Origin of the sequence: Corynebacterium jeikeium (assembly GCA_003955985.1) — a bacterium.
Taxonomy (GTDB): Bacteria; Actinomycetota; Actinomycetes; order Mycobacteriales; family Mycobacteriaceae; genus Corynebacterium; species Corynebacterium jeikeium_D.
Genome location: CP033784.1, coordinates 468,829 through 485,194, shown reverse-complemented (window position 1 = coordinate 485,194; position 16,366 = coordinate 468,829). Strand labels below are relative to the sequence as shown.

26 protein-coding genes are annotated in these 16,366 nt (G+C 58.7%); 2 read left to right on the top strand and 24 right to left on the bottom strand.

What is annotated here, in order from left to right; translation table 11 throughout:
• Window positions 1-58: 58 nt before the first annotated feature.
• The 10 genes from EGX79_02155 to EGX79_02110 form a co-directional block, all read right to left on the bottom strand.
• Window positions 59-505, bottom strand: coding sequence for a 50S ribosomal protein L15 (locus EGX79_02155; GenBank protein AYX81089.1), 447 nt, complete (start codon window positions 503-505; stop codon window positions 59-61).
• A 7-nt stretch (window positions 506-512) separates the two neighbouring features.
• Window positions 513-698 carry a 50S ribosomal protein L30 gene (locus EGX79_02150; protein ID AYX82683.1) on the bottom strand — a complete coding sequence of 62 codons (186 nt, stop codon included), beginning with the start codon at window positions 696-698 and terminating at the stop codon, window positions 513-515.
• 5 nt (window positions 699-703) lie between these two features.
• Complete coding sequence (locus tag EGX79_02145) at window positions 704-1,321, bottom strand: 30S ribosomal protein S5 (protein AYX81088.1); 618 nt, start codon at window positions 1,319-1,321, stop codon at window positions 704-706.
• A 34-nt stretch (window positions 1,322-1,355) separates the two neighbouring features.
• The gene (locus EGX79_02140; protein AYX81087.1) at window positions 1,356-1,754 is read right to left on the bottom strand and encodes a 50S ribosomal protein L18; all 399 of its coding nucleotides are present in this window, start codon (window positions 1,752-1,754) and stop codon (window positions 1,356-1,358) included.
• Complete coding sequence (locus tag EGX79_02135) at window positions 1,754-2,290, bottom strand: 50S ribosomal protein L6 (protein AYX81086.1); 537 nt, start codon at window positions 2,288-2,290, stop codon at window positions 1,754-1,756. The genes EGX79_02140 and EGX79_02135 overlap by 1 nt, the downstream gene beginning before the upstream one ends.
• A gap of 15 nt (window positions 2,291-2,305) precedes the next feature.
• Complete coding sequence (locus EGX79_02130; protein AYX81085.1) at window positions 2,306-2,704, bottom strand: 30S ribosomal protein S8; 399 nt, start codon at window positions 2,702-2,704, stop codon at window positions 2,306-2,308.
• 403 nt (window positions 2,705-3,107) lie between these two features.
• Entirely contained in the window at window positions 3,108-4,004 is an 897-nt protein-coding gene (locus EGX79_02125) for an esterase (GenBank protein AYX81084.1), read from the bottom strand.
• Between the two features lie 382 nt (window positions 4,005-4,386).
• Window positions 4,387-4,941 (bottom strand): 50S ribosomal protein L5, encoded by a 555-nt coding sequence (locus EGX79_02120; protein AYX81083.1) that lies wholly within the window; start codon window positions 4,939-4,941, stop codon window positions 4,387-4,389.
• Between the two features lie 2 nt (window positions 4,942-4,943).
• Window positions 4,944-5,258 carry a 50S ribosomal protein L24 gene (locus tag EGX79_02115; GenBank protein AYX81082.1) on the bottom strand — a complete coding sequence of 105 codons (315 nt, stop codon included), beginning with the start codon at window positions 5,256-5,258 and terminating at the stop codon, window positions 4,944-4,946.
• Window positions 5,259-5,627 carry a 50S ribosomal protein L14 gene (locus tag EGX79_02110; GenBank protein ID AYX81081.1) on the bottom strand — a complete coding sequence of 123 codons (369 nt, stop codon included), beginning with the start codon at window positions 5,625-5,627 and terminating at the stop codon, window positions 5,259-5,261.
• A 257-nt stretch (window positions 5,628-5,884) separates the two neighbouring features.
• Between EGX79_02110 and EGX79_02105 the strand changes: the two genes are divergently transcribed.
• Entirely contained in the window at window positions 5,885-7,150 is a 1,266-nt protein-coding gene (locus EGX79_02105) for a Bcr/CflA family efflux MFS transporter (protein AYX81080.1), read from the top strand.
• Between the two features lie 132 nt (window positions 7,151-7,282).
• The gene (locus EGX79_02100; protein AYX81079.1) at window positions 7,283-7,999 is read left to right on the top strand and encodes a VIT family protein; all 717 of its coding nucleotides are present in this window, start codon (window positions 7,283-7,285) and stop codon (window positions 7,997-7,999) included.
• 44 nt (window positions 8,000-8,043) lie between these two features.
• Here EGX79_02100 and EGX79_02095 read toward each other — a convergent pair whose 3' ends face one another.
• The 14 genes from EGX79_02095 to EGX79_02030 form a co-directional block, all read right to left on the bottom strand.
• Window positions 8,044-8,871: a formate/nitrite transporter family protein gene (locus tag EGX79_02095; GenBank protein ID AYX81078.1), complete on the bottom strand. Its 828-nt coding sequence runs from the start codon at window positions 8,869-8,871 to the stop codon at window positions 8,044-8,046.
• 58 nt (window positions 8,872-8,929) lie between these two features.
• Window positions 8,930-9,586, bottom strand: a complete 657-nt coding sequence (locus EGX79_02090; GenBank protein AYX81077.1) for a class I SAM-dependent methyltransferase — start codon at window positions 9,584-9,586, stop codon at window positions 8,930-8,932.
• A gap of 53 nt (window positions 9,587-9,639) precedes the next feature.
• Complete coding sequence (gene mgtE / locus EGX79_02085) at window positions 9,640-10,989, bottom strand: magnesium transporter (protein AYX81076.1); 1,350 nt, start codon at window positions 10,987-10,989, stop codon at window positions 9,640-9,642.
• A gap of 201 nt (window positions 10,990-11,190) precedes the next feature.
• Window positions 11,191-11,469: a 30S ribosomal protein S17 gene (locus EGX79_02080; protein AYX81075.1), complete on the bottom strand. Its 279-nt coding sequence runs from the start codon at window positions 11,467-11,469 to the stop codon at window positions 11,191-11,193.
• On the bottom strand, window positions 11,466-11,702 hold the full coding sequence (locus tag EGX79_02075) for a 50S ribosomal protein L29 (protein ID AYX81074.1): 237 nt from the start codon (window positions 11,700-11,702) through the stop codon (window positions 11,466-11,468). The genes EGX79_02080 and EGX79_02075 overlap by 4 nt, the downstream gene beginning before the upstream one ends.
• Window positions 11,702-12,118: a 50S ribosomal protein L16 gene (locus tag EGX79_02070; GenBank protein ID AYX81073.1), complete on the bottom strand. Its 417-nt coding sequence runs from the start codon at window positions 12,116-12,118 to the stop codon at window positions 11,702-11,704. Before EGX79_02070 ends, EGX79_02075 begins: the two co-directional genes overlap by 1 nt.
• Window positions 12,119-12,121: 3 nt before the next feature.
• The gene (locus EGX79_02065) at window positions 12,122-12,862 is read right to left on the bottom strand and encodes a 30S ribosomal protein S3 (GenBank protein AYX81072.1); all 741 of its coding nucleotides are present in this window, start codon (window positions 12,860-12,862) and stop codon (window positions 12,122-12,124) included.
• A complete protein-coding gene (locus EGX79_02060; GenBank protein ID AYX81071.1) occupies window positions 12,862-13,224 on the bottom strand; it encodes a 50S ribosomal protein L22 in 363 nt (120 codons plus the stop codon). The genes EGX79_02065 and EGX79_02060 overlap by 1 nt, the downstream gene beginning before the upstream one ends.
• A gap of 3 nt (window positions 13,225-13,227) precedes the next feature.
• Window positions 13,228-13,506, bottom strand: coding sequence for a 30S ribosomal protein S19 (locus EGX79_02055; GenBank protein ID AYX81070.1), 279 nt, complete (start codon window positions 13,504-13,506; stop codon window positions 13,228-13,230).
• A 14-nt stretch (window positions 13,507-13,520) separates the two neighbouring features.
• Window positions 13,521-14,363, bottom strand: coding sequence for a 50S ribosomal protein L2 (locus EGX79_02050; GenBank protein AYX81069.1), 843 nt, complete (start codon window positions 14,361-14,363; stop codon window positions 13,521-13,523).
• Between the two features lie 37 nt (window positions 14,364-14,400).
• On the bottom strand, window positions 14,401-14,706 hold the full coding sequence (locus EGX79_02045) for a 50S ribosomal protein L23 (protein ID AYX81068.1): 306 nt from the start codon (window positions 14,704-14,706) through the stop codon (window positions 14,401-14,403).
• Window positions 14,706-15,353 (bottom strand): 50S ribosomal protein L4, encoded by a 648-nt coding sequence (locus EGX79_02040; protein AYX81067.1) that lies wholly within the window; start codon window positions 15,351-15,353, stop codon window positions 14,706-14,708. The genes EGX79_02045 and EGX79_02040 overlap by 1 nt, the downstream gene beginning before the upstream one ends.
• Complete coding sequence (locus EGX79_02035; protein AYX81066.1) at window positions 15,350-16,006, bottom strand: 50S ribosomal protein L3; 657 nt, start codon at window positions 16,004-16,006, stop codon at window positions 15,350-15,352. Before EGX79_02035 ends, EGX79_02040 begins: the two co-directional genes overlap by 4 nt.
• 31 nt (window positions 16,007-16,037) lie before the next feature.
• Window positions 16,038-16,343, bottom strand: a complete 306-nt coding sequence (locus tag EGX79_02030) for a 30S ribosomal protein S10 (protein AYX81065.1) — start codon at window positions 16,341-16,343, stop codon at window positions 16,038-16,040.
• Between the last annotated feature and the right edge of the window lie 23 nt (window positions 16,344-16,366).

Below are 16,366 nucleotides of genomic sequence, written 5' to 3'. Positions count from 1 at the left end.
TACAACGAGAGCTCCTAACCACGCGGGTTAAGAGCTCTCTTGTTAAAGCTTAAATGCTTTAAGCCTCAGTGACAGAGCCGCCTGCAGCCTCGATCTTGGACTTTGCGGAGCCCGAGAACTTGGTTGCGGTGACGTTGACGGAGACGTTGATGTCGCCGTCGCCGAGGACCTTCACCGGCTGGTTAGCGCGGACGGCGCCCTTTGCAACCAGGTCGGCGATGGTGATGTCGCCACCGTTCGGGAACAGACGCTCCAAATCCGAAACGTTGACCACCTGGAAGGTGACCTTCGCCGGGTTCTTGAAGCCCTTCAACTTCGGCAGACGCATGTGAAGTGGCATCTGGCCACCCTCGAATGCTGCCGAAACCTGCTTGCGGGCCTTGGTGCCCTTGGTGCCGCGACCAGCGGTCTTACCCTTGGAAGCCTCACCACGGCCGACGCGAGTCTTCTTCTTCTTAGCACCCGGAGCCGGGGCCAAGTCGTGGAGCTTAATTGGTTCGCTCATGGTTTACCTACTCCCCCGCTACTTCTTCAACCTCGACCAGGTGACGCACAACGTTCACGAGACCGCGCACAGCCGGAGAATCCGGGCGGACGACGGAATCGTTGATGCGCTTCAGGCCGAGGGTGCGCAGCGAATCCTTCTGCTTCTGCTTGGTACCAGCGGTACCACGGACCTGGGTAATCTTCAGTGCCATGGAAATCACGCTCCCTGACCTGCGCGTGCGCGCAGCATACGTGCTGGGGTGACCTCTTCGAGGGACTTGCCACGACGTGCGGCGACCTCTTCAGGGCGAACCAGCTGCTTGAGAGCATCAACGGTTGCGTGAACAACGTTGATGGAGTTGTTGGTACCCAGCGACTTGGACAGAACATCCTGAACACCGGCGCACTCGAGAACCGGGCGGACAGCGCCGCCGGCAATCAGACCGGTACCCGGAGCAGCCGGGCGCAGCAGCACGATGCCAGCAGCGGTCTCACCCTGAACCGGGTGGGTGATGGTGCCAGCAATCATCGGGACGCGGAAGAAGTTCTTACGAGCCTCTTCAGCACCCTTCTGGATAGCTGCCGGTACTTCCTTGGCCTTGCCGTAGCCGACGCCGACCATGCCCTCGCCGTCACCGACGATGACCAGAGCGGTGAAGCTGAAGCGACGACCGCCCTTGACGACCTTGGAAACTCGGTTAATAGTTACTACGCGCTCGATGTACTGCGAACGCTCGTCCTGCTGGCGACGGTCGTTACCGCGGCCACCACGACGGTTGTTGTTCTTGTTGTCAGCGGAGTTACGTCCGCCTTCGCGCTTATCGCGTTCCGACATCACGCATTCCTTCCGTTGGACTTGTAAGTGCGCATTAGAACTTCAGACCACCTTCACGGGCAGCCTCGGCCAGAGCAGCAACGCGGCCGTGGTACTGGTAGCCACCGCGGTCGAAAACGACCTTCTCGATGCCAGCATCCTTAGCGCGAGCAGCAATCAACTCGCCGACCTTGGCGCTCTTGGCCTTCTTGTCGCCCTCGAAGCCACGGAGATCTGCGTCCAGAGTGGAAGCAGCGGCCAGGGTACGACCGATGGAGTCGTCGATAACCTGAGCGGTGATGTGGCGGGAAGAGCGGTGCACGACGAGGCGCGGTGCCTCGGAGGTGCCGCGGACGTTCTTGCGCAAGCGTGCGTGACGGCGGGCGCGGGCGACACGACGACGAGTCGAGATGTCCTTGCCTACCGGGAGGCGCTTTTCGTTGGTGTTGCTCATTACTTACCCGTCTTTCCGATCTTGCGACGGATCTGCTCGCCATCGTAACGAATGCCCTTGCCCTTGTAAGGATCATCCTTACGCAGACGACGGATGTTAGCTGCGAGCTGTCCGACCTGCTGCTTATCAATACCTGTGATCGACAGCTTGGTGGTGCCGTCGACATCGAAGGTGATACCTTCCGGTGCTTCGATCAGGACTGGGTGCGAGTAGCCCAGGGAGAACTCGAGGTCCTTGCCCTTCTTGGCGACACGGTAACCGACACCGAAGATTTCCATCTTGATGGTGTAGCCCTCGGTCACACCGACAACCATATTGTTAATCAGCGAACGGGACAGGCCGTGCAGGGAGCGGCTCTTGCGGTGGTCATCCGGACGGTTGACCGCAATCTCATTGTCCTTCAGCTCAACGGTAATTGGAGCCGGGATGGAGACAGACAGCTCGCCCTTCGGGCCCTTGACGGAAACGTCCTGGCCGTTGACCTGGGCAGTAACGTTTGCCGGGACAACGACAGGGTTCTTACCAATACGAGACATTGTGTAGTTCCCCCTTTACCAGACGTAAGCGAGGACTTCCCCGCCAACCTTCTTCTCGTAAGCCTGACGGTCAGTCAGCAGGCCCTGAGACGTGGAGATGATAGCCACGCCCAGGCCACCGAGGACCTTCGGCAGGTTAGTGGACTTTGCGTAAACACGCAGACCCGGCTTGGAGACGCGACGCACGCCAGCGATCGAACGCTCGCGGGACGGGCCGTACTTCAGGTTCAGGGTCAGGGTCTTGCCGACCTTGGCATCCTCGACTGCGTAGTCCGCAATGTACCCCTCAGACTTGAGGATCTCGGCGATGTTAGCCTTCAGCTTGGACGACGGCATCGAGACAGAGTCGTGGTACGCGTTGTTAGCGTTGCGCACGCGCGACAGCATGTCGGCGATTGGGTCAGTCATGGTCATGGTTAGTGACCGCTTCCTTTCTCGCTGCGGTTCCTTCCCACCTCGTGGCTAACTCCAATGACCGCGCAAACAGCAACTGTCACACGGCAAAAGCTTATGATGGAGCGATTACCAATATCGTGATTCCGGCGATTTAAGGGCTACTGTTCGCCAACTCGGTTCAATAGCCGAGTCAGCTCGCCACCCAGGTGACGCCAGAGACGATGCGAGGCGAGGGGCCTACAGCAAAGTTCTTACATTTTTACTGCCGCACCTCTTATAGAGGGCAGACCTGGTGATACTAACAAATACCGACCGAAATGCAAAAACGCCGCAGACGGACGTTAGTCCGCTCGCGGCGTGAGGCCCCACCAATTAGCAGTGGAACTCAATTCCTAGCCGACGTGACGACGGCTGCAGAAAATTAGTAGAGCTGGTCGGCGATGATGTTACCCATAGCCTTTTCGCCAGCCACCGTCGGGTGATTGGTCATCGGGCCCATCACCGGATCTGCGAAACCAGCGACGAAGCGCTCATCCGGGTTTGGGTTGCAGGTACCGTGGCCGAGGGTTGCCTCGTAGACGTCAATGAAGCCGGCACCTACGTGCTGAGATGCGGAGCGAATGCTGTCACGGAATGCACCCTGAACCTCGCTGGCACCCGGTGCCGGGATCGGGAAGGTCTGGTTCGGGGTGTTCACCAGGCACAGCTGGTCATCAGTGGCGTACTCAGGGTACGAAGCCAGGACGACCTGAGCGCCCGGAGCAACCTGGTGAACGCGGTCAGTGAACTGACGCAGCGTCTGCTTAAACAACGACGGAGCCTTGGGGTCCGGCTTTGCGACAAGCTCGCCTGCCACGTCAACCCACTGGACCCAGTCCATGCCGCCGTACATCAGGACAACCTTCTCAGTGCCCTCTCCGATGTCGCCGTACTGGATGGAAGCTTCCAGGTATGCGAGGAGCTGACCTGGGAAGCCACCAAGACCGTTACAGGACCAGTCACCCAGGGACTTGTTCAGCTTCGACGCTGCAATCTTCGGCCAGTTTTCCATGTCGGTGGCACAGTTAGCGACCAGCACGTTCTGCCCCGGCGCCAGGCCACGCGGGCCACCCTTACCGGCATTAGCGGTGAAGGAGTCACCGAAGGTGACAATCTGCTTGACGCCCTTCGGGCCGGTGTCGCCGATACCCGGAATCGGAATGTTCGGCATTTCCGGCAGTGCCGGCTGTGCGTTGGCAGCACCGGCGCCCAAGCTCAGACCCAGAGCCGCAACAGTTGCAATAGCAGCCGAGCGGACGGCCACGGAGAAGTTCTTCATGTAGTTAATCCCTTTGCGTTTTAACTTAAGGACCGCTCTGTGTAGAACCACTGGCTCAACCACACAGAAGCTGAAGTCACTTAAATCTTGCCCAAATTGATAACGACCACAATGCATTTTGGCGGCCGTCACTATGACGAATGGCAGTTTACAACGAAATCATCACGAACGCCTAACTTTCATCTAAGAAAGCTTGTGACTTTACTAATTTTCAACCCCCAAAAAGGGCCAACTTTCACACCGGCAACACTGGTAACTTTTACGCAGGCCCCGCACAGTGACCTCACTCCCCCACGAACATAAGCAGTTAACAGAGCAGCAAAAAGCCCCGGACGCCAAGCGGCATCCGGGGCTTCAGATAGAAGCTACCGAAGAGGCAAAACTACTTCTTAAACGGGAAGCCCAGCTCGCGCAGCAGCGCGCGGCCTTCCTCGTTGTTGGTAGCGGTGGTCACGACGGTGATGTCCATACCGCGCGGGCGGTCGATCTTGTCAACGTCGATCTCGTAGAACATGGTCTGCTCAGACAGGCCGAAGGTGTAGTTACCGTGACCATCGAACTGCTGATCAGACAGACCGCGGAAGTCGCGGATTCGCGGCAGAGCCACGGTCAGCAGACGATCCAGGAACTCCCACATACGGTCGCCACGCAGGGTGACGCGAGCGCCGATGGCATCGCCTTCACGGAGCTTGAAGTTAGCGATCGACTTGCGAGCACGACGGGTCTCCGGCTTCTGACCGGTGATCAGAGTCAGGTCGTTGATAGCACCGTTGATCTGCTTCTTGTCCTGAGCAGCAGCGCCGACGCCCATGTTGACGACGACCTTGGTGACGCCCGGAATCTGCATGACGTTCTCGTAGGAGAACTCTTCCTGCATCTTGCCGCGAATCTCATCGCGGTAACGGGCCTTCAGACGAGGGGTGTAATTTTCGCTCATGCTTAGATGTCCTTCCCGGTACGGCGGGAGATGCGAACCTTCTTGCCGTCCTCATCGAAGCGGTAGCCGACGCGAGTCGGGGTACCATCTTCGTCGACCAGCATGACGTTCGACACGTGAATCGGAGCCTCCTGAGTGACAATGCCACCCGAGGATGCGCCGCGTTCCGCAGCGGAGTTTGCAACGTGCTTCTTGATACGGTTAACGCCCTCGACCAGGACCTTGTCGCGCTTCGGGTAGGCCTCGATGACCTTGCCCTGAGCACCCTTGTCCGGACCGGAGATAACCAGCACGGTATCGCCCTTACGGATCTTCACTTAAATCACCTCCGGTGCGAGCGAGACAATCTTCATGAACTTCTTGTCACGCAGCTCACGCGCGACCGGGCCGAAAATACGGGTGCCCTTCGGCTCGCCGTCGGCCTTGATGATGACAGCTGCATTCTCGTCGAACGAGATGTAGGAACCGTCCGGACGACGGGTCTCCTTCTTCGTGCGGACGATAACTGCCTTAACGATTTCGCCTGCCTTGACGTTTCCGCCCGGAGCAGCTTCCTTGACAGTAGCGACGATGGTGTCGCCAATGCCAGCGAAGCGTCGGGTCGAGCCACCGAGAACGCGGATGCACTGGATTTCACGTGCACCAGTGTTGTCGGCAACGCGCAGACGGGATTCCTGCTGAATCACTGCGTTTCTCCTGACCTGGTTGCATTGTGCGTCAGATTTCCGTCCTAAACGCACGCGGTCTTTATGTCTTGCGTTTACGCTTTACGACGGAAGCACCTGCTAGAGGTAGCTTTCCTATCGCTTTGACCTCGTGCTTACTACGGTTCTAGACCGTTGAGAGCAGCACGCAGTCGCTTCGCGCAACCTGTGTATTATGGCACGTTCGTGCGGGACAACAAAATCCCTTAGTTTCATGCCCCCAACATGGTTTATGCCTTGTGCGGCAACCCTATACTGAGACAGTGACAAATCAACATTCCGGGAGCGCTCAGACACAGCCAGCACAGACGCTGCCGGTATCGCTACTTGCCGGCTTGGCCTTATTATCCGCCGCCGCCCCGTTCGGCGCAGATACATATCTGGCATCCTTCGTGGAGATTGCACGCGAGTTCTCCACGACCGAGTCGATGGTTCAGCTCACGCTGACAACCTTCATGATTGGCATGGCTGCTGGACAGCTCGTCATTGGCGCTCTCTCCGATAGTTTGGGCCGCAAGAAGCTGCTTCTCATTGCGACTTTGGTGTTCTTGGGCTCGTCAATCCTCTGTGCAGTAGCACCGAATATTGGCACGCTTATTGCAATGCGCCTGTTCCAGGGGTTAGCTGGTGGCTCCACAGTTGTTCTGGCTCGTTCTGTAGTACCAGACCTCTTGACGGGCAAGGCATCAGCGAGAGCTTTCTCCACGCTGATGGGCATTTCCTCCATCGCCCCGGCAATCGCTCTCCTTGTGGGCGGTTTTCTAGGCCCCGCATTCGGCTGGCGCAGCGTGTTCTGGTTTCTCGCAGCCATCAACGTCGCGATGGTCGCGATTGTGATCCTGATGGTTCCGGAAACCCTGCCGCCTGAGCGACGCTCCACAGGCGCTCTGCGCAATCTCCTGCCCAATATTGGCAGGCTGCTGCGGCGGCCAGTATTTGTCGGCTACTTGTTGGCTTTCGCTGGTGGCTTCTCGGTGATGTTTTCCTATATCGCTGCGTCACCCTTTATCTTCCAGGAGCTGCTGGGGCTAACCCCTACTCAGTTTTCTCTCGTATTCGCATCCAATGCAGCGATGTTGACATTTGTGTCAATCCTTAACGGCAAGATGATCAACCGGATTCATCCCCGCAAGGGCATTTTAATTGCCCTTACGGTCATGCTCGTGACGTCGATAGGCCTGATTATTAATGCCACCGTCGGGATTACTTTCTTCACTACTTGGCTGTTGCTGTTCATTACGGTACCGATGATGCCGCTAATCTTCGCCAATGCCACGGCACTCGGAATTGAGGAGGTTCGAGATATCGGAATTGGCTCAGGTTCCGGTCTCATGGGCTTCACACAGTTCCTCGCGGCCGCCACGGTTTCCCCGCTGGTGGGGCTTGGTTCCAATCTGCCCCTCTCGATGGCTATTTCGATGTTGACCTGTGCATTGATTGCGCTGACCGCGGTGTTGACATTGACGCGCGCCGGCCTCCACAAACGCTCACACCGACTGACATAAGAGCTACGCGCGCGAGAGGACTCCCCGCGTTTCACTTCACTGGTTGAGAATGTGCCCGAATCGGCATTAAATCGATGGTGAGGCCTCGTACCACCCGTAGGCATGGGGCTGACATGGGAGAAAGGTCCTGCCATGACCACGTACGCGCATCCTCATGAACCGCATAAGTCTTCTGAGACGTCGAAGCTCAACTGGCTTCGCGCCGGAGTCCTCGGAGCCAACGACGGCATCGTCTCCACTGCTCTAATCTTGCTCAGCGTGATTGCAGCAGGTTCCTCTCGCGAAGCCATTCTGACTGCTGGTGCCGCCGCCGTTATCGCTGGTGCTATCTCGATGGCTCTGGGTGAATACGTCTCGGTTTCAACCCAGCGCGATACTGAGCGAGCGCTGATTGCCAAAGAAAAGGCCGAGCTCAAAGACTTTCCAGATGAAGAGCATAAGGAGCTCGTGGGGATTCTCTCTGGCTACGGCATCCCAGAACAGATCGCCGAAGATGCCGCCCACGGCATCGCACAGAATGACCCTCTAGCAGCTCACCTGAAGCTGGAATTGGGCATTGACGGCGAGGAACTTACCAACCCCTGGGCGGCTGCTGGTTCTTCGGCACTGTCGTTCCTACTCGGCGCCATCCTGCCGATGATTGCGGCTCTGGTGTTCACCGGCCCCACCTCCGGCGCGATTGCGGTCACCGTTGTCACCATCGTGACGTTGGCCTTGACCGGCTACATCAGCGCCAAGCTCAGCTCCACGCACTCCGGCAAGGCTGCGCTACGTCTGGTCATCGGTGGCGCGCTCGGTTTGATTGTGTCCTACTTCGTCGGCCTGCTCTTCGGGCAGGCCGTCGGATAGCCCTTGAGATAGGCCGTCGGATAGGCTCCGGCAAAGCTCAAAAGCTAATCAACATAGCTGGTCTTCGTCTGGTTCAACCAGGCGTAGACCGCGCCAATTCCCAGGCCACCGCCTACGAAGTTGCCCAGCCACACGGCCACCCAGTTGCCTGTAATGTGCAGGCCGTCGAAGCCCACGGGCTGCGGGTCTGCGAAAAAGGCCAGGGAAAACAGAGAGAAGTTCGCAATCACGTGCTCAAGCCCGAGCCCGACGAACACCGCAATGATCGGCAGAATCACAACGAACTTCGAAATGATTTCCTTGGCTTGTAGTGCACCTAAGACAGCCATATTGACCACGAAATTCGCGCCCATTGCCTCTACGAAAGCACCGAAGAACGACTTGGCCAGCTTCCCCTCAGTCAAGGTGGAAATCAGATGTGTGTCATCAATCCCACCGAGCTTGGCACTCTGGCTGAGCACCAGCGCCACAATCGCGGCACCGATGAAGTTGTAGAACGTGGCGACGGCCACCATCCGAAGGGCCACTCCCCACGACATGCGACCGCGTGCAGCGGACCAGGACACAAACATCATGCTGCCAGTCGCCAGCTCTGCACCGAGCACCACAATGGCGAACAGTCCAAGCCCGAACAGGCACGCAAAGACCAGTCCCCCAGTGCCCGGAGCAATACCTTCGGCCACTTGGCCAGCTACCGCTGCAAAGGCCGTTCCCAACGTCAGATACATGCCCGCCAGGACCGCTCGAACCGCAAAACGTCCGTAGTCCTGCGTCATCAGTTCCTGTTTTTTGTCACCAGCCGTATCCAGCGTTTCGTATAGCGTCACCGCCGAAGCCTTTCCCTGCGTGCCGTTAATTGCAGTTATTCGCATAAAAGAATAACGACAGTCCGGCACGGAATCGCAACCGCTTTACGACGATCACAGCTCCCTACCCCCGTTCAAGCACTGCAACCAGGAACTGAGACTCATCCTCAAACGGACGAAGATCCCACGTCGAATAACGCTGAATCACGGTGAGCCCCGCCTCCTGCGCAATGGTTTCAAAATCCGCAAAGTCCCATCCACGGCCGGCACCGAAGCCGATGATGGCACGACCGCCCTCCGGATTCAGTGCCGCTGCGAAGACCTGCAGTACCTTCGTGCGGTCTTCTGGCGCTACGAAGGTCAGGACATTGCCGGGGCAAATGATGACATCGAAGGCGGATGCCGTGTCACCGTGGGGTGTGTTCTCTAGGCCGTCGTCAAGCACGTGGGGCAATTGCGCCAAGTCCCCTACCAACCACGTCGCGTCCGGGAACTGGCGCTTTGCCTCATCGATGAGATAGGGGTCGACGTCGACACCAACGACCTGGTGTCCAGCCTTCGCCAAGTAACCGCCCACGCGTCCTTGACCACAACCGGCATCTAGAATTCGAGCGTGGCGTGGCGCCATCGCATCCACCAGCCGCGCCTCACCATCGATATCGCGGCCCTCGCGAACGAACCCCCGCCACCGGTTGGCGTAGCGCCGGGAATGCTGCGGATCGGCAGCGATAATTTCTTTCCAAGTGCGGTGATTGTGGGTGCCATTGCTCATGGCCACCATTATGGCGCAGCTGGACACTTTTTATGTATCGGTGCAGCTGCGCACCGTGGGGTCTAAATCCCCAGTACCGACTTAGCAATCAGGAAGTAGATGATCAGACCGGAGGCGTCGACAAGCGTCGTAATGAACGGGTTAGCGAAGACTGCTGGGTCAATGCCAAACTTCTTACCAATCAGCGGCATAATGCCACCGACGGTTGCCGCGAGAGTACAAATACCCAGCAGCGTAAGGCCAATCACTAGGCCGATGTCCCAACCGTAAACCAAGCCAGCTAGCAGCAGGCCGAGAGTGCCAAGCAATAGACCGAGGAACGCGCCGACCCTCACCTCTCGGAGAATGACTTTGAATATATCGCGGGGTTGGACATCCCCCAGCGCCAACGCACGCGTAATCGTAGTTGCAGCCTGGTTACCGGTATTGCCACCTGTACCAATCAGCAGCGGCACGAACACCGAAAGAACCACCATCTGAGACAGCGTCTCTTCGAAGGTTTCCAGGACTTGCACAGTCAATGTCGCACCGATTGCCAGCACGAGCAACCAGACCACACGAGAGCGAACAATCTCAAAGATTGGCGTAGCAAGGTACGGCAAGCGCAGAGGCTCAGAACCGGAAATACGAGCTTGGTCCTCGGAGTCTGCCTCCTCCAGAATCCGGAGTGCGTCGTCCACCGTGAGCAGACCGATAACACGCTGCTCGCTGTCGACAATCGGCAGAGCTAGGCGCTTACGATCAGCGCACATGCGAGCCACCTTCTCTTCAGACTCGGTGGCCTCTGCGTAGTCTGCCTTCCGCAAAATCGCCGCAACATGGATATCACTGCTGGCGCGCATCAAATCACGAAGGCTGACCACGCCCACCAGGCGGCGATTCCGGTTCGACACCGGCAGCGTGTAGATGGATTCGGCATCATCCAGATGCTTGTAGACGGTCTCCAGAGCCTCCCCCACCGTCATATCGTCGTGAAGCGACACCAGCTCCGGGCTCATCCGACGCCCAATGGAACCATCGGGGTAACCGAGGACGATGTTGGTTAGCTCTCGCTCGTCATCCGGCAGATCGGCAAGCAGTTTTGCAGCGACAGACGCAGGAAGCTCGTCGAGCAGCTCTGCTCGATCGTCCGGTTCCATCTCCGCGAAAACTGCGGTGACTTCAGGATCACGGAGACTGTCAATCAGGTGCGCCTGCAGAGCCGAGTTCAGCTCATCGAAGGTTTCAACCGCCGTGTCTTTCGGCAGTGTGCGGTAGAACAGCGCACGTTCCCCATGGCTGAGGCGGCGCATCTTTCGAGCGGCAGCCTTGGGCTCAATATCAGTTAAGAGCCGCGACAACGTCGCCACGTCGTGTGAGCGAAGTGCGGACTCCAGGTCTCGATCATCAATCCTGGTCACGTCAGTAGTCACCGAACTTCTCCCCTCACAAAGCACAAATCCTGGCCAATGCTATCAGAGATAAAAACCCATCAAACCTGGACTGAGAGGACTAGAAATACGAAGGAACATGGCTTTCTAAAAAAACAAAACCCCGCCACAGAAAACACTTTCGTGTTTCCCGCGGCGGGGTTCTCGTCGTAAAGCCCAAGCTGATTGCTCAGCTGACGGGTCTTACTTAGCCTTCTCGATGATCTCGATCAGGCGGTAGTGCTTGTCCTTGGAGAGCGGACGGCACTCTTCGATGCGGACGCGGTCGCCCACGCCAGCCTCTTCGTTCTCGTCATGCGCCTTGACCTTAGAGTTCGTGCGCATGATCTTGCCGTACAGGGCGTGCTGCTTGCGGTCCTCGAGCTCGACGACGATGGTCTTCTGCATCTTGTCGGACACGACGTAACCGGTGCGCACCTTGCGTGCGCCAGCCTCGGTGGTGTTCATGTTTTCCTCACTCATGCTGCATCACCATCGGTTGGTGCAGCAGACAGGCCGAGCTCGCGCTCACGCATAACGGTGTAAATGCGAGCAATATCCTTGCGGACAGTGCGGAGACGGCGGTTGTTGGTCAGCTGACCGGTAGCGCTCTGGAAACGGAGGTTGAACAGCTCCTCCTTAGACTCCTTGAGCTTGGCAACCAGGTCATCGTTATCCAGCGAGCGAAGCTCGTGGGCGGGAATGCCGTTCGACATCAGTACTGATCCTCCTTCCGAACGATTCGGGTCTTAATCGGCAGCTTAGCGCCTGCGCGCTTCAGTGCCTCGACAGCAGTTGCCTCGTCCGGGTAGGACATCTCGAACATGATGCGACCCGGCTTGACGTTTGCAACCCACTTCTCGACCGGGCCCTTACCGGAACCCATACGAACACCCAGTGGCTTCTGGGTCAGCGGACGGTCCGGGAAAATCTGGATCCAGACCTTACCACCACGCTTGACGTGGCGGTTGATGGCAATACGCGCTGCCTCAATCTGACGGTTGGTGATGTAGGCCGGCTCGAGAGCCTGGAGACCGTAGTCACCGAAAGTCACCTTGTTGCCGCCCTTGGACATACCAGAACGGGTCGGGCGGTGCTGGCGACGGAACTTAACGCGCTTCGGGATGAGCATGAATTAGCCCTCCTTCTTCTCAGATGCACGCTGACGACGCTTGCCACCACGACGCGGACGGTCGTTGCCGCGACGCTGGCGGTCGTTGCCGGCGTTGATCTCGGACTCGCGACGGCCACCGATCACGTCACCCTTGTAGATCCACACCTTGACGCCAATGCGGCCGAAGGTGGTGTGAGCCTCGTGGGTGCCGTAGTCGATCTCCGCACGCAGGGTGTGCAGCGGAACGCGACCCTCGTGGTAGCGCTCGGTGCGGCCCATCTCGGCACCGCCGAGACGACCGGAGCAGACAACCTTGATGCCCTTGACGTGCGGCTGACGCATTGCAGACTGGATAGCCTTGCGCATTGCACGACGGAAAGCGACACGGTTGGCGAGCTGCTCAGCGATGGACTGAGCGACCAGCTTCGCATCCGCGTCAATGTTCTTGACCTCGAGGATGTTCAGCTGAACCTGCTTGCCGGTGAGCTTCTCGAGCTGGCCGCGGATGCGGTCAGCCTCGGAGCCACGACGACCGATAACAATGCCCGGGCGTGCGGTGTGGATGTCCACACGCACGCGGTCACGGGTGCGCTCGATAACGACATCGGAGATGCCGGCGCGCTCAAGACCGGTGGACAGCAGATCGCGGATCTTGATGTCCTCGGCCAGGTAGTCAGCGTACTGCTTGTCGGCGTACCAGCGGGACTTCCAGTCGCTGGAAATACCGAGGCGAAGACCGTGTGGATGGATCTTCTGTCCCACTATCGGTCACCTTCCTTCTGGCTCTCGACGACCACGGTGATGTGGCTGGTGCGCTTGCGGACGTGGAAAGCACGGCCCTGCGCACGCGGGCGGAAGCGCTTCATGGTCGGTCCCTCGTTGGCGTAAGCCTCGGAGATGACCAGAGTACGACGGTCCAGGCCGAAGTTGTTCTCAGCGTTTGCAGCTGCAGACGCAACAACCTTGGCGACCGGATCAGCAGCACCCTGCGGAGCGTACTCCAGGATGTTCAATGCCTCGTCGACGGACTTACCGCGAACGGTGTCCAGGACGCGACGTGCCTTCATCGGAGTAACGCGGACGAAGCGCGCAGTTGCGCGTGCAGAAGTAATGTCGTTGCTCATGGCTTATCGACGTCCCTTCTTGTCATCCTTGACGTGACCCTTGAAGGTCTTGGTCGGGGCGAATTCGCCCAGCTTGTGGCCGACCATAGAGTCATCCACGAACACCGGCACGTGCTTGCGACCGTCGTGAACGGCGAAGGTGTGGCCGATGAAATCGGGGAGAATCGTGGAGCGGCGAGACCAGGTCTTAATGACCTGCTTGGTGCCCTTCTCGTTCTGTGCATCGACCTTCGCGAGGAGGTGCTCATCGACGAACGGGCCCTTCTTAAGGCTGCGTGGCATTCTCAGTTCCCTCCTTAGCGCTTCTTATTCTTGTTGGTACGACGGCGACGAACGATCAGCTGGTCGCTCGGACGGTTCGGCTTACGGGTGCGGCCTTCCTTCTGGCCCCACGGGGAAACCGGGTGGCGACCACCGGAGGTCTTACCCTCACCACCACCGTGCGGGTGGTCAACCGGGTTCATGACAACACCGCGGACAGTCGGGCGCCAGCCCTTCCAGCGCATACGGCCGGCCTTGCCCCAACGAATGTTGATCTGATCCTGGTTTCCGACCTCACCGACGGTTGCACGGCAACGAGCGTCGACGCGACGGATCTCAGAGGACGGCATACGCAGAACTGCGTACTTGCCTTCCTTACCGAGAAGCTGAATAGAAGCACCAGCAGAACGTGCCAGCTGTGCACCGGCACCCGGCTTGAGCTCCACGCAGTGAATGGTGGAACCGGTCGGGATGTTACGCAGCGGCAGGTTGTTACCAACCTTGATGTCGGCGTTAGCGCCGGACTCAACGATGGCACCCTGCTTCAGGTTCTTCGGAGCGATGATGTAGCGCTTCTCACCGTCTGCGTAGTGCAGCAGTGCGATGTTGGCGGTACGGTTCGGGTCGTACTCGATGTGAGCGACCTTTGCCGGAATGCCGTCCTTGTCATTACGACGGAAGTCGATGACGCGGTACTGGCGCTTGTGTCCGCCACCCTTGTGGCGAGTGGTGATGTGACCGTGTACGTTACGGCCACCAGTCTTCGACAGCGGGCGCAGCAGAGACTTCTCAGGAGTCGAGCGAGTAACCTCGCTGAACTCGGAGACGGAGCTCTGGCGGCGACCCGGCGTAGTCGGCTTGTACTTACGAATAGCCATACTTTTGCTCTTCCTTAACTTCCTCGTCGGCTAGCGGCTAGGCTGCCGAACCGCCGAAGATGTCGATGGGATCGCTGCCGGCCGCGAGAGTCACGTAGGCGCGCTTGGTGTTCTTGCGCTTGCCGTAGCCGGTGCGGGAACGCTTGCGCTTGCCCTCACGGTTGAGGGTGTTGACGGAAGCGACCTTGGCACCGAAAATCTCCTGGACCGCGATCTTGATCTGGGTCTTGTTAGCGTCGGTGTGAACCAGGAACGTGTAAACGCCCTGCTCCATAAGTCCGTAGGACTTCTCAGACACTACCGGTGCAACAATGATGTCGCGGGGATCTGCGATGGTAGCCATTACTTCTCCTCCTTACCGGCGGTGCGAGTGATGAAGTCATTGAGTGCCTGAACGGCGAAGATGACGTCATCGGCCTTCAGAACGTCGTAGGTGTTCAGCTGATCCTCAGACAGGATGTGGACACCTGGCAGGTTACGAACCGACTTCCACGAGTTGACGTCCTCGCGCGGCAGAACGACGAGCACGTTGCGGCGCTCAGTCAGACGCTCGACGAAAGTACGAGCTGCCTTGGTGGACGGGGTCTGGCCTGGGACCAGTTCCTCGACAACGTGGATGCGGTCGTGGCGAGCACGGTCAGAGAGTGCGCCGCGCAGAGCAGCTGCAATCATCTTCTTCGGGGTGCGCTGGCTGTAATCGCGCGGCACCGGGCCGTGGACAACGCCACCGCCGGTCCAGTGCGGAGCACGGATCGAACCCTGACGAGCGCGACCGGTACCCTTCTGGCGCCACGGCTTGCGGCCACCGCCGCGAACCTCACCGCGGGTCTTGACCTTGTGGGTGCCCTGGCGAGCTGCTGCACGCTGCGCGACAACAACCTGGTGCATCAGGGCGATGGACACCTCCGCGTCGAACACGGAAGCAGGAAGCTCAACCGAACCGTTCACGCCGCCTTCAGCGGTGTGTACGTCTAGCTTGAGGTTGGTCATGCGTGAGCACCACCCTTCGTGGCAGTCTTAACAACCAGCAGGCCGCCGCGTGCACCCGGAACTGCGCCCTTGATGAGCAGCAGGTTCGCGTCAGCGTCAACCTTCTGGATCTTCAGGTTCTGGGTCGTGACCCGGTCGTTACCCATGCGGCCTGCCATGCGCTTGCCCTTGAAGACGCGTCCTGGCGTGGCGCAAGCGCCAATGCCACCAACACGACGGTGAGCAGCCTGGTTACCGTGAGCGGCACCCTGGCCAGCAAAGCCGTGGCGCTTCATACCACCGGCGAAGCCGTGGCCCTTAGAGGTACCAGTGACGTCGACGTACTCAATTTCGCCGAAGATGTCGACACCAACGGACTGGCCGACCTCGTAAGAGGAAGCGTCCGGGGTGCGAATCTCAACGCTGTGGCGACGCGGGGTCACACCGGCCTTCTTGAAGTGGCCGGCCTCCGGCTTGTTGACCTTTCGCGGGTCAATTTCGCCGTATGCAATCTGGACGGCGTCGTAGCCGTCGGTTTCCTTAGTGCGCACCTGAGTCACTACGCACGGCCCAGCCTCAACGACGGTAACCGGAACAACGCGGTTCTCCTCGTCGAAGATCTGAGTCATACCGAGCTTCGTGCCCAGGATGCCCTTGATCTCGTTTTCACTCATTTATCTTGTCTCCGCTACCAAAAGTCCAGGATCACTGAATGTTCACATCGACACTTGCCGGAAGGTCAATGCGCATAAGTGCATCGACTGTCTTCGGCGTTGGATCGAGAATGTCGATCAGACGCTTGTGAGTGCGCATCTCGAAGTGCTCGCGCGAGTCCTTGTACTTGTGCGGCGAACGGATAACGCAGTAAACGTTCTTTTCGGTTGGCAACGGCACCGGGCCAACGACGCGTGCACCCGTACGGGTAACGGTCTCCACGATCTTTCGCGCAGAAGCGTCGATAGCCTCGTGGTCGTAGGCCTTGAGCCTGATGCGGATCTTCTGTCCGGCCACGCTTGTCCTCTCCTCGGTCGGCG